Origin of the sequence: Hypericibacter adhaerens, assembly GCF_008728835.1 — a bacterium.
GTDB lineage: Bacteria > Pseudomonadota > Alphaproteobacteria > Dongiales > Dongiaceae > Hypericibacter > Hypericibacter adhaerens.
In genome coordinates this window covers 1,417,633-1,429,831 of record NZ_CP042582.1, presented here as the reverse complement: position 1 = coordinate 1,429,831, position 12,199 = coordinate 1,417,633, and the positions used below count along the sequence as shown (strand labels likewise).

The window sequence follows — 12,199 nt, the reverse complement described above, 5'->3', positions numbered from 1 at the left end:
AGGTTTCGCCGGCTTGAAAGGGACCGCTGAGGCGGCGATCAAGCGGGCTTGGCGGCGACCAGCTCGTCGATGCGCTGGCAGAGATTCTTCAGGATGAAATAATCCTCGAGCTTCGCCTTGCCTTCGTTGATCTCCTGCATCCAGCGCTCGACCGGCATCTTGATGCCGAAGCGCTTGTCGATGGCAAAGGTGACATCGAGGAAGTCCAGGCTGTCGATGCCGAGATCGTCGATGGTGTGCGATTCCGGCGTGATCTTCCCGCGGTCGATGCTGCAGACCTCAGTGATGATGTCGGCGACGGAATCGAAGGTCTGGCTCATGCGGGGCCGAGGGATCCGAGGGGCAAGGGATGGAGCTTAGCTCCGGGCCAATCTAGGCAGTTCGACCTTTCGGTGCAACCTGGGGTCATGCCTCGAAAATTTCACGGGATTTCGCGGCCCGCCCGCCTCGATTCGCGGGGCCGGCGGCGGCTTTTTCTATCGCATGGGGGCTGGCGCGGCGGCGGGTGGCTTCCCTACTCTTTGGCAGCGCCCGCCTGCCTTCCCCCGATTCCAGCCGGCGCGAGCAGGCCGTCCCCTCGAGGCCGGGCCGGCTTACCCGTCTGACGCAGGAGTCCAAGGATGGCGCCCTCCTCCCTCTCGCCCGCCTGGCAGGCCCTGCAGGCCCATGCCAAGACGCTGACGCGGATCCGGCTCACGGATCTGTTCGAGCAGGACCATGCGCGCGCCGATCGTTTCGCGCTGGAGCTCGAAGGGCTGTTTCTCGACTATTCGAAGAACCGGCTCACCAACAAGACGATCGATCTCCTACGGGCGCTCGCCGAGGAGGCCCAGCTCGCGCACTGGATCGAGCGGCTCTTCGCCGGCGAGCCGGTCAATGGCAGCGAAGGCCGCCCCGCCTTCCACATGGCGCTGCGCGCCGACCCCGCCCAGCCGATGCGGATCGGCGAGGTGGATGTCATGCCCGAGGTGGCGGCCCAGCTCGCCCGCATGGAGGAATTCAGCGAGGCGCTGCGCGGCGGACGCTGGACCGGTTACGACGGGCGGCCGATCGCCGACCTGGTGTCGATCGGCATCGGCGGCTCCTATCTGGGGCCGGCGCTCGCGGTCGAGGCGCTGGCCGGCCCCAAGCCGACCGGCCCCCGCGTGCATTTCCTGGCCAATCCCGATGGCGGGGCCGTCTCGCGCCTGCTCGCCGGCCTCGATCCCGCGACCACGCTGTTCCTGGTCGTCTCCAAGAGCTTCACGACCGCGGAGACGAAGCTCAATGCCGATGCCGCCCGCGACTGGTTCCTGGCCCAGGGCGGCAAGCGCGAGGACCTGCCCAAGCATTTCCGCGCGGTCTCGACCAACCGGTCGGCCGTCGCCGAGTTCGGGCTCGATGCCGATGCCGCCTTCGCCATGTGGGACTGGGTGGGCGGGCGCTATTCGCTCTGGTCGACGGTGGGATTGCCGATCGCGGTGGCGCATGGCTTCGCGGCCTTCCGCGAGCTCCTGGCCGGTGCCCGCGCCATGGACCGGCATTTCCGCTCGGCACCGATCGAGCGCAACATGCCGGCGCTGCTGGCGCTGATCGGCCTTTGGTACAACGGCTGCCATGGCGCGGAAAGCCACGCCATCATCCCCTATGACAGCGCGCTCGGCCTGCTGCCGGCCTATCTGCAGCAGCTGGTGATGGAGAGCAACGGCAAGGGCGTCACCCGCGACGGCAAGGCGGTGACGATGCCGACCTCGCCGGTCGTCTGGGGCGGCGTCGGGACCGAGGTGCAGCACGCCTTCCTCCAGGCCTTCCATCAGGGCCCGCGCCTGTTGCCCGTCGATTTCATCGGCGTGGCCGAGGACCGCCATGGGCGGCAGGCCCATCACGAGATGCTGCTGGCGAACCTGATCGGCCAGGCCGAGGCACTGATGGGCGGCAGCTCGCAGACCGATACCCAGCGCACCTGCCCCGGCAACCGCCCCAGCAACGTCATCCTGATGCAGCGCCTCGATGCCCGCACGCTGGGCCAGCTGCTCGCGCTCTATGAGCACAAGACCTTCGTCGAGGGCGTGGTCTGGCATATCAACAGCTTCGATCAGTGGGGCGTCGAGCTCGGCAAGAAGCTCGCCTCGCGCGTCGAGGCGGAGATCCACTACGGCGACGCCCTCGACCACCACGACCCTTCGACCGCGGCGCTGATAAGGCGGGTGCGGAACGGGCGGGGCGTTTGATTCAATTCCACCGTCTTCGGCTAGTAGAGCCGTCCCACATAAACGGCAAAGCCGTCCATAGTCCCTGCAAGCGCAAAAATCCGAAATGCATTGAAGTTGTTGCTGCCTACAGCATTGGCTGTGCCGCCGATATGTCCGTTTATTGGTGTTCCGCTGGAGAGTATTGAGAACACCCCTCCCGTCAGATCGAATCTATCGGTCGCCACGACATTCATCCCGGCCAAAGTGAAATCTATAAGCGTTTCTCTCCCCGATCCCACTGTGCTTCCAGCCGATATATTGACATAACTATCTGAGCCGGTAGTTCCCCATTTGTAATCGCCTGATCCCGAATAAAAGGTTGCGCCGTTATCGCTTGAAATCCTGAACCCGATCCCGGCATTCGCCGATGGGACTCCCTTAATGAATACATGATAGGCAAACCCTCCGTCTGCAGCGAGGGGAACATCTATAAATGCGTCCCCTCCCTGTGCGACTGTGTATTTGGTGAAGGATGTAACGCCCGCTCCACTTGAAACGGCCGTAACACGTCCCTTGCTATCAACCGTGACGCTTGCATTGTTGTAAGTTCCCGGTGTCACGCCTGTTGGCGAGAGCGAAGTTGCCGTTCCTCCAGACGTGGTCACATCGCCCGTCAAGTCGCCGCTGGTTATGCTATTGGGGCCGGTGAAGACGGTCACGGCACCCGCTTGAGGCGTGCCGGTCGGAACGACGGCTGCATCCGCGCAAGCCGCAACTGCGTTCACGTCATCCATAACGGCAGTCGCATCCGCCACCTGACCGTTGGTCAGCTGATGCGGGATGCTACAGGCGGCGAAGGAATTCTTCGGGAGAAACAGCAATAGTGCGATGAGCATCACGACTGCAGCCAAAGGCAATTTGGTTGTCGCCATCGTTCTTCTCCTGCGGACTTCCTTTAGTATGACCGATGCACCAACACTAGCATCGTTGCGAAAACCGCACGTCATCGCATGATGATGGTTTCCCGGTCGGCATTTTTGCAAGCAACCAGTGATTGTATGCGCTTGCAGGACGCTGTTGTCCAGGCGCCGTAAGCGAGCGATCTCGCAAAATGACGGTGGGCCATTTGATCTGACAGAATCGTTGAGTGGGCAATCAATATACGTAAGCAAAGTAGAAGAATCCGTAACGCCAAAGCTGCAACTTGAAACAAATATGTCCTATTCGACTTTGGCGAAATGATATCTTCTCACCATGGTTGTGCTACTCTTGTTTGTATTGATGCCAACACACGGCAAAGAGAATGGGAAGGAGCCGCGGATGATCGCTGGAAGCGGAAAGACGAGGATGCTCCTGGCACTGGCAATTGCGGGAACGTTCCTCTTGCTTCCGGGAAACCTCCGCGCCTCCACGTCGTACACGTATGACGAGCTGGGACGCCTCACCACAGCCGTGTACGACAATGGACTGTGCGTCGCTTATGCCTACGACGCCACGGGCAACAGGACCTCACAATCGAACGCGAGCGCATCCTCGGCTCCGACATGGGGCTCGGGCGTATGGGGTTGCTTCTTGTGGACAGCGCCATAACACGCGCAGCCCGCCCCGGCGTCCGCGTGACGTGCGGGAACGCATGAAAGAAACGCGGAGATGAAGCTGTGTAGCTGAATTGGTGCAAGCGAGGCCGGGCATCGTCGCGATGCAAGGCCACATGTGGAAGAGGCACAAGGGCGCAAGGAGGCACACGAAAATGAGGGGCAAGCAGAATTTTGCGTTGCTCACGGCTCTGATCGCCACGCTGGCGTCGCTGGCCACGGGACCTCTAGCGTTGGCGCAAACAGGGGATAGCGCCGAAGCCAACGATGTTTCGCTCGAGAATGTCATTCGAGCGGCCCATTTTCCGGAACCGCTTATATCCACCCAGCCGACGACACCTGACGAAAACCGAGCGCTATCGCAGGCCTTGACGGTTTATAATCAGCGCACAGCGCCGGAAGATGCCGAGAGCTTGAGCAAATTCGTGGCGGCTTATCCGCATTCAGGCTGGGCCCCGGCGCTGCTTACCAATTTGGGGCTGATCTATCTTCATGACGGGTATTTCTCGCGCGCTCTCGATGCGTGGCAAACCGCCTGGCGGGAGGGAAAGCACGCCACGGATCCGGACGCCAAGGCGCTCGTTGATCGCGCAGTGGGCGAGTTGGCTCACCTAGAAGCCTCACTTGGCAAGAACAAGGAACTAGCCGCGCTTTTCGACGAGATCGGCGATCGTCCAATAACCGGCTCGGCGACCGAGGCCGTGCAAAGCGCTCGAGAAGAGTTGGCGCTCGTGAAGCGAGACCCCAGGCATCTATTCAACTGCGGGCCCCTGGCTCTGCGATCAATGATGCTCGCCAAAGGCGCCAGCGTCGATAGTGTCGAGTTTCTCCAATGGTATCAGGCTAGCGACAATGGCACGAGTCTCTCCGAGATAGGGGAACTCGCGGCCAAGGCAGGTTTCGACCACCGAATGTTCTTCCGCGCGCCGGGGCAGCCGGTCCCGGTGCCAGCCGTGGTGCATTGGAAGATCGGTCATTTTGCGGCCATCGTGGGCCAAGCCAATGGGCGGTTCCACGTCGAAGATTCCGCGCTTCCCAGCGGAGAGCTGTGGGTAACGCAGGCGGCACTTGAGGCCGAAGCGAGCGGCTATTTTCTGGCTCCAGCCGGAGCGCCCGTCGGCGCTGGATGGCGTGCGGTCGATGAGAAGGAAGCCAAGACGATTTGGGGCAAGGGTGCGACAACCGGCACGACGCCGGGCCTTGCCGGCCCGCAAGATACGCCGGCAGACCCGCCGAGCGCAAATGGGCCCTGTCCATTATGCACCTACAATATCGGCGAATCGACAGTGAGCCTGAGTCTCTCTGACACCCCCGTGGGATACATGCCTCCCGTCGGCCCCTCGGCAAAGGTGCAGATCACCTATAACCAGAGGGAAGACAGCCAGCCGGCGAACTTCAGCTTCTTCAATGTCAGCCCGAAATGGACCTTGAACTGGCTGACCTATGTAACCGATGACCCAACAAACCCCGGTGGGAGCGTGTCTCGGTATATCGCCGGTGGTGGTGCGTATAGTTACACGGGATATCAGAGCAGCACGGGTCGTTTTGCGATTCAGAGCAGCGACGGCTCTGTACTCGTTCTTGCATCGCAGTCGCCTATAACCTATCGGCGCCTGATGGGGGACGGTAGCGTCGAGATCTACGCCCAGTCCGATGGTAGCCCGAGCTATCCGCGTCGCGTCTTCCTGAGCCAGGTCATCGATCCCCAGGGCAATGCGCTTACGCTCAACTATGACGGCCAGCTGCGGCTCACCTCGCTGACAGATGCGACAGATCGGCAGACAACTTTCACTTACGGCCTCTCGGCCCGCCCGCTCCTGATAACAGGGGTCACTGATCCGTTCGGACGCAGCGCGTCTCTTGCTTATGATTCCCTTGGGCGTCTCAGCTCCATCACCGATGTGATCGGCCTTACCTCAAGTTTCACTTACGACGCCAACTCGCTCGTCAATTCCATGACGACACCCTATGGGACGACAAGCTTCGCCTACACCGCGCCAGGGACCAGTGCCCCGCCGCGCTTTGTTCAGGTAACGGATCCTATGGGCTACAACGAGCGAGAGGAATGGCTCGAGCCCGCGCCGGTCCCGAGTAGCGATCCGGCGGGAACTGTGCCTTCGGGCATGCCGGTCCCGCTGACGAATCAGTACCTCGTTTATCGCAACAGTTTCCATTGGGACAAGGACGCGTACGCCACCGCCGGATGTACCCCCACCGGGGGCTGCGACTATACCAAGGCCCGGGAGCGGCATTTCCTCCACGCCGGTGACACGAACCAGAAATCGGCTGTCATCGAGAGCGTCAAATACCCGCTCGAAAATCGCATATGGTTCAACTATCCGGGTCAGGCGAACTCGTACCGTACAGGTACCTATGGCGAGCCGATCGCCCAGGGCCGCGTGCTCGACGACGGCACGACGCAGCTCAGCCTGACATCCTATGGCACCGCAGGATTCTTCAAAGTCACCAAGACCGTCGATCCTCTGGGGCGCACCACGTCGTATTCCTATGCCAACCAGATCGATCTCTCCGCCATAAGCCAGACAATGGCCTATGGCGTTCAGCAGACGATCGCGCAATTCATCTACAACAACCAGCACCGGCCGATCTACTACACCGATGCGGCCGGCCAAACCACCCTGTTCACCTATAACGCTGCCGGCCAGGTCACATCGATAACCAATCCCTTGGGTCAGAAGACTACTTACCAGTACAACGCGACCGGCGACCTCACCGCGATCATCAACGCCAACGACGTCACCGCCGCCAGCTTCACCTATGACGCCTATGATCGTATCCGAACCTTCACGGACTCCGAAGGGTGGACAGCCACCTACGACTATGACGCCGCGGATCGGATCACCAGGATCACCTATCCCGATGGAACGACCGACCTTTACACTTACGACAAGCTCGATCTCGCTTCGTTTCAGGACCGCCAAGGGCGGCTCTGGAGCTACACGCATGACGCCAACCGGCGCCTGGCCGCGGTCACGGACCCGCGCGGGCAGCAGATGCTCTTCGGCTACAACGGAAACGGCCAGCTCACGAGCCTGACCGACCCAGCCGGCCACACCACAAGCTGGAGCTACGATGTCGAGGGGCGGCTCATCCAGAAGACCTACGCCGACAGCAGCGCCGTCACCTACACCTACGAAACCACGACGAGCCACCTGAAATCCGTGCTGGACGCGCTCGGGCAGACGAAGCAGTTCAGCTACGCGAACGACGATCGCCTCGCGGAGATCTCCTATTTGAACGCCATAAACCCGACATCGAGCGTGAGCTTCACTTACGATCCGTATTTCCCGCGCGTCGTGTCGATGACCGACGGGATCGGCACTACGCAGTACGGCTATATACCCATTGGATCCCTCGGCGCCCTTCAGCTTCAGCAAGACACCGGACCTCTCTCGAACAGCGCTATCACTTATGACTACGATGAGCTCGGCCGACTTGCATCCCGGACCATCGGCAACGCCGGAGCCGAGACCTTCGGCTACGACGCCATCAGCCGGCTCACCAGCCATGGGGGCGACCTCGGGCAGTTCACACTCAGCTATCTTGGGCAGACAAGGCAGGTAACCCAGCGTCAGCTCGCCAGCTCGACCCTTGCGACCAGTTGGGGCTATCTCCCGAACTCGGGCGATCGGCGGCTCGCCAGCATCAGCAATGTGGGCCTGTCGGCAGGCCAGTTCACGAACCTTCAGTTCACAACGACGCCCGAGAGCTTCATCAGCGACATCACGGAGACCAGCGACAGTGCCGCCGTATATCCCAGCCCCGGCGTGCAGACGGCCAGCTACAACAATCTCAATCAGCTGACCGACCTGTCAGGGCAGACATTGACCTACGATGCCAACGGAAACCTGCTCTCGGACGGGGTGCGCAGCTTTGCGTGGGACGCGGAGAACCGCCTCGTGGGCATCACCTATCCGGGGCAAGCTGGGAAGCAGACCGCTTTCACGTATGATGGCCTCGGTCGTCGGGTCGCAATCACCAGCACGCCGGCAGGCGGGGGCAGCGCGATCACGACCTCTTATCTCTGGTGCGGCATGCGCTTGTGTCAAGCGCGGGACGCAAGCAATTCGCTAGCGAGGGAGTACTACGCCGAAGGGGAGCTTGCGGCCGGATCACCAGCGCAGCCTTACTATTACGGCGTTGACCAACTCGGCTCGGTCCGACGTGCGTTCGCAGATACCATTACTGCACCAGCTTACAGCTATGATCCCTATGGCAACGCGCTGCAAGTGACGGCCCCGCTCACCGACTTCGGCTATGCGGGCACGTTCTACAATGCCGACAGTGGGCTCTACCTGACGCCGTTCCGCGCATACGACCCTGTGGCCGGCCGTTGGCTCTCGCGCGATCCCGTCGGGGAGGCGAGTGATCCGGCGGGGAATTTGTACGCTTACGTACAAAGCAACCCGATTTTCTACACGGATCCTGAGGGCCTGCAGAGCATCCCCGATCCAAATGGTGTTGTACCCGGAGGTCCATGGACACCGGCAGGCCCAGGTCAGCGTCCAGGCGCATTTTTCGGACCACCGCAGCCCGGGGGGCGCTCGATGTGTCAATGGGTTCCACCAGAGAATCCAGGAGGGCCGCCAGGTTCACCGGGAGGGCCTCCAGGTTCTCAAGGATACTGGAAAACCAATACTCCCCGTACGCCCTGGACTAGGTTTGACCGAAACGGTAATCCCATAACCGAAGAGCAGGCTCATCCTAACCCCTTGCCGGCCAATCCCTTGCCTCCGATCGTCCGATTCGGCGGTCCTGTTGGAGCTTTCGTAGGGACGATGCTTTATTCCACTCCCGCCTACTAGGTGACGCCATCCAAGGGCAAGGCGACGACACATACATGCCGCATCCGCTCTTAGCGGGCATGGCTACAGTCAGGAGGAATGCCGTGAAAGGCAAAGACAAAGGCGAAGCGCCATGGGAGACGCGTTGTCTTGACGAGGCTCATAAATTCGCACTGAGCTGCGCAGAGCTAAGGCAAAGCAACCCCTACGGTCGCCCCACTCTCGAGGTCGTCATTGCCGACTTGACCACGGAGCTGTGGGATCGAGGTTTCAGTCAGTCAGAGATAAAGTCTGCATTCGAACGCGCGCTCCACGACCTACCACAGTATGCTGCTGGGGAGGATCGAAGAGGAGATCGGCGATAGGCGCTTGGGAATGGATGGTCGGTCTCTGAAATAGCAGCAAACGCACGACTACAGAATAGTGAAGCACGAAATCCGCATTGCGCTGTTAATGTCGGTCAAGCCCAGTTATCGCTTGGATCAAGGACGTAGTGACGGTGCTTGGAAGCGGGCTGGTGCCGTGCCAGCTGCTGGAAGGGCGAGACTATCGACATGCGCTGCCTAACCACGAAAGAAGCCGAGAATCTGTTTGGACAGGAGGGCTTCAGCGTGAAGCCTGCCCTTCACTTGCGGCGCACCACCCTCGTCCTGAGGCCCGACATGGCTTCTCGACAGTCTCGAGTTGGTGGCAGACCACCAAGTGATGTAGGGCGCCTCGTTGACTTTCTCGAAGCCATGAATCGATGGCATTCGACTTACACTCATCGATTGCTCTGGATCGACCACTGGGATGACATGTTTCCGAGCGCTTACGATCTCTTTGTCTCTGCACGGCAGGGACTAGGTGAAAGCAGGTCGTTATCCGAGGCGCCCGGACACTATTTTGACCCTTATCCCTACGATGAGCGCGATCAGACGAGGATCTCCAAGGAGCAAGCCCGGGAGACGGGGATCCTGATTGGGCTCGCATCGCTCATCATCATTAATGGCTGGGACGGGTGGCTGATCGCTGGTGGCAGTTCCGACAGGATCGAGTTTTGGGAAGGAAACATCTTCTTTTACTCGAATGAGAAGACACACCTTGCCAACGCAGAGTCGCTGATGGGGCAATTCGACTGTTCGAGAGATCTGGCCTGAAGCCTGCAGTCACTTTGCTAGCTCCCAGGCGATGACAATCTGATGACGCGATGCTTTACCTCTGAAGGTAACTTTATCGAACATCAACGGCGGAAGAATTTGAACGCGCCCGCACCTCGATGCCCGCATCCTGCGAGAAGTAAGCGAAGAATAAGATGGCGGATACAGGAAAACATTCTCTGCCCGTTCGAAAGCGGGCAATCATTGCGATATTCATCGCTTTTCTGAATTTTGTGGGCCTCGGAGCCTGGGGAATTACAACAGAGATAAAGCTACTGCTGGTGCTTGCGGTCATTGTTCCGGCGCTGGCGGGCGCCTACCTTCTCAGTCTTCGATGCCCAAATTGCGGAACACGAATCTACAAGAGGAAAGCTCAAATCTTTGGGGAAGAATTTGCGTATTGGGGTGGCCTTGGAGTGCCAAGGGAATGCGCCAAGTGCGGAACGAAGCTTTGATGGCAGCAGTGTCAACTTCATCGAGCATCAACCGCGGAACAGATTGAGTGCGCCCGTGCCTCGATGCCCGCACCCTGGGCCAGCTCTTGGCCCTCTACGAGCACAAGACCTTCATCGAGGGCGTGGTCTGGCATATCAACAGCTTCGACCAGTGGGCGTCGAGCTCGGCAAGAAGCTCGCCTCGCGCGTCGAGGCGGAGATCCACTATGCCGACGCCCTCGACCACCACGACCCCTCGACCGCGGCGCTGGTCCGGCGGGCCAGGAAAGGACGGAGCTGAGCGGATTTTTGCGGTCTCCTCCCCCGCTCTGCGGGGGAGGATCAAGGAGGGGGCTGCTCGGTCATCGACATCGCGTTTGCCCTCCCCCGAAGACGGGAGAGGGGATCGATCCTACGGTCTTGGCTTCTCGCAGAACCGGATGCGGTTGCTGAAGGGATCGGTCACCTCCATGACCAGCCCCCAGGGCAGGTCCTCGATGCCGGGCTTCATAGGGGCGTAGTTCCGGGCGGTCAGCTCCCGGTGGAACGCATGGATGCCGCGCATCGCGACGAACACCGTCGATCCGGGGCTCGCGTCGCCGTGATGCCCGCTCAGATGCAATGTCAAGCCGGCCCGTGACACTTGCGCATAGAGCGGGAAGTTGTCGCCGAAGCGATGTTCCCAATCGAGATCGAAGCCGAGGAATCCGACATAGAACTCCTTGGCCTTGACCTCGTCGAAGATCCTCAGGATGGGCGCGGTCTGGTCGAACGCGATCCCGGCCTTCTCGGCGGCGGCGATCCTGGCGGCAAGAATGTTCCAGTTCTCCAGGCCGAGCTGGGCGGCGACGATCTCCAGCGCCTCGGCATGGGTGACGGCGACCTGGCGTTTCTCCAGCGCGGCGCGGAGCGACCTGGCCATCGCCTTGGCATCGGTGAAGCTGCGCATCGGCATCAATCCTCCGTTTGCGGCGAACGAGGCGGTCAGGGCTCGCGTTGCTGATGCGTTCGCCGTTCAACGAGGATCGAGCGAAGGCGCCGAAGGATACATTCACCATGCCCGGACGGGCGCGAGCGGCAGGCTGTACCGGCCTGGCCGCAGGATAGAAGGAGCAGCGATCGCACGCAACGCTGGAGCGGCGCGCACCCGACCGGTCAGGCGAGGCGCCAGAGCACGAGCATCATGGCGAGCCCCGCCAGGATCCGGTACCACCCGAAGACGCGGAAGGTATGGTTCTGGAGGAAGGCCACGAACGCGCGCACGACCGCCACGGCGGAAATGAACGCGACGACGAAGCCCACGGCGATGATCTGGTATTCCTCCGCACCGAGCGCGGCATGGCCCTTGTAGAGGTCCAGGACCGTGGCGCCGAGCATGGTGGGGATGGCGAGGAAGAAGGAGAACTCGGCGGCGGCGCGGCGATCGACACCCAGGCACATGGCGCCGAGGATCGTGGCGCCCGATCGCGAGACGCCCGGTATCATCGCGATGCACTGGCACAGGCCGATGCCGAACGAGGTGCCGAAGGGCAGCCGGTCGGCCTCGTGATGGCGGGGCGACAGTGTCATCGCCTCGATCAGCAGGATGACGAGGCCGCCGACAACCAGCGACGCCGCGACGATCCAGGGCGAAAACAGCACGCTCTTGATGAAGTCGTGGAGGATGGCCCCGATCACCGCCGCCGGCAGGAAAGCGATCAGGACCGACAGCGCGAAGCGCCTCTCCGCGTTACTGCTCGCCAGGCCGACGAGCGCGCGCCACAGCTTGCCCCAGTAGAGGACGACGATCGCGAGAATGGCGCCGAGCTGGATCACGACGTCGAAGATCTTGCCGAGCGGCTCGGGGAAATCCACGAAATAGCCGGCAAGGATGAGATGGCCGGTCGACGAGACCGGCAGGAACTCCGTTACGCCTTCGACCAGCCCGAGGAGGGCGGCCTGCGCCAAGACCTGGAAATCGATCATGCCTTACTGTTCCGTTATGTCGGGAGCGGCGACCTGCTGCCGTGAACCGTGGCCGCGCGGGCCCACGATCGCGAAGATCGGTGAAGGCCT

General features: G+C 61.2%; 8 protein-coding genes and 1 pseudogene. 5 read left to right on the top strand and 4 right to left on the bottom strand.

The genetic code is table 11. From position 1 onward, the window contains the following. Positions 1 to 38: 38 nt before the first annotated feature. On the bottom strand, positions 39 to 320 hold the full coding sequence (locus tag FRZ61_RS06280) for an acyl carrier protein (protein ID WP_151115802.1): 282 nt from the start codon (positions 318 to 320) through the stop codon (positions 39 to 41). 300 nt (positions 321 to 620) lie between these two features. On the opposite strand from FRZ61_RS06280, the gene pgi reads away from it, so the two are divergent. Beyond that, the gene (gene pgi / locus FRZ61_RS06275; protein WP_151115800.1) at positions 621 to 2,210 is read left to right on the top strand and encodes a glucose-6-phosphate isomerase; all 1,590 of its coding nucleotides are present in this window, start codon (positions 621 to 623) and stop codon (positions 2,208 to 2,210) included. Between the two features lie 20 nt (positions 2,211 to 2,230). Here the strand turns inward: pgi and FRZ61_RS06270 are convergent, their stop codons facing one another. Beyond that, complete coding sequence (locus FRZ61_RS06270; protein ID WP_151115798.1) at positions 2,231 to 3,103, bottom strand: hypothetical protein; 873 nt, start codon at positions 3,101 to 3,103, stop codon at positions 2,231 to 2,233. Between the two features lie 818 nt (positions 3,104 to 3,921). Between FRZ61_RS06270 and FRZ61_RS06260 the strand changes: the two genes are divergently transcribed. The 4 genes and pseudogenes from FRZ61_RS06260 (at position 3,922) to FRZ61_RS26785 (ending at position 10,445) form a co-directional block, all read left to right on the top strand. Further along, positions 3,922 to 8,592: an RHS repeat-associated core domain-containing protein gene (locus tag FRZ61_RS06260; RefSeq protein ID WP_151115794.1), complete on the top strand. Its 4,671-nt coding sequence runs from the start codon at positions 3,922 to 3,924 to the stop codon at positions 8,590 to 8,592. Positions 8,593 to 9,125: 533 nt separating this feature from the next. Then, positions 9,126 to 9,710 carry a hypothetical protein gene (locus FRZ61_RS06255; RefSeq protein WP_151115792.1) on the top strand — a complete coding sequence of 195 codons (585 nt, stop codon included), beginning with the start codon at positions 9,126 to 9,128 and terminating at the stop codon, positions 9,708 to 9,710. Between the two features lie 502 nt (positions 9,711 to 10,212). Beyond that, positions 10,213 to 10,278, top strand: a pseudogene (locus tag FRZ61_RS26915) (hypothetical protein); the annotation flags it as partial. 38 nt (positions 10,279 to 10,316) lie between these two features. Then, positions 10,317 to 10,445, top strand: a complete 129-nt coding sequence (locus FRZ61_RS26785) for a hypothetical protein (RefSeq protein WP_263641755.1) — start codon at positions 10,317 to 10,319, stop codon at positions 10,443 to 10,445. Positions 10,446 to 10,556: 111 nt separating this feature from the next. On the opposite strand, the gene FRZ61_RS06245 is transcribed toward FRZ61_RS26785, so the two are convergent. Both FRZ61_RS06245 and FRZ61_RS06240 read right to left on the bottom strand, forming a co-directional pair. After that, the gene (locus FRZ61_RS06245) at positions 10,557 to 11,093 is read right to left on the bottom strand and encodes a glyoxalase superfamily protein (protein WP_151115790.1); all 537 of its coding nucleotides are present in this window, start codon (positions 11,091 to 11,093) and stop codon (positions 10,557 to 10,559) included. A gap of 206 nt (positions 11,094 to 11,299) precedes the next feature. Continuing rightward, positions 11,300 to 12,109, bottom strand: a complete 810-nt coding sequence (locus FRZ61_RS06240) for an undecaprenyl-diphosphate phosphatase (protein ID WP_151115788.1) — start codon at positions 12,107 to 12,109, stop codon at positions 11,300 to 11,302. Positions 12,110 to 12,199: the final 90 nt, after the last annotated feature.

Coding starts and splice junctions, on each gene's coding strand:
- FRZ61_RS06280 (WP_151115802.1), bottom strand. CDS start 320: ATGAGCCAGACCTTCGATTCCGTCGCCGACATCATCACTGAGGTCTGC.
- pgi (WP_151115800.1), top strand. CDS start 621: ATGGCGCCCTCCTCCCTCTCGCCCGCCTGGCAGGCCCTGCAGGCCCAT.
- FRZ61_RS06270 (WP_151115798.1), bottom strand. CDS start 3,103: ATGGCGACAACCAAATTGCCTTTGGCTGCAGTCGTGATGCTCATCGCA.
- FRZ61_RS06260 (WP_151115794.1), top strand. CDS start 3,922: ATGAGGGGCAAGCAGAATTTTGCGTTGCTCACGGCTCTGATCGCCACG.
- FRZ61_RS06255 (WP_151115792.1), top strand. CDS start 9,126: ATGCGCTGCCTAACCACGAAAGAAGCCGAGAATCTGTTTGGACAGGAG.
- FRZ61_RS06245 (WP_151115790.1), bottom strand. CDS start 11,093: ATGCGCAGCTTCACCGATGCCAAGGCGATGGCCAGGTCGCTCCGCGCC.
- FRZ61_RS06240 (WP_151115788.1), bottom strand. CDS start 12,109: ATGATCGATTTCCAGGTCTTGGCGCAGGCCGCCCTCCTCGGGCTGGTC.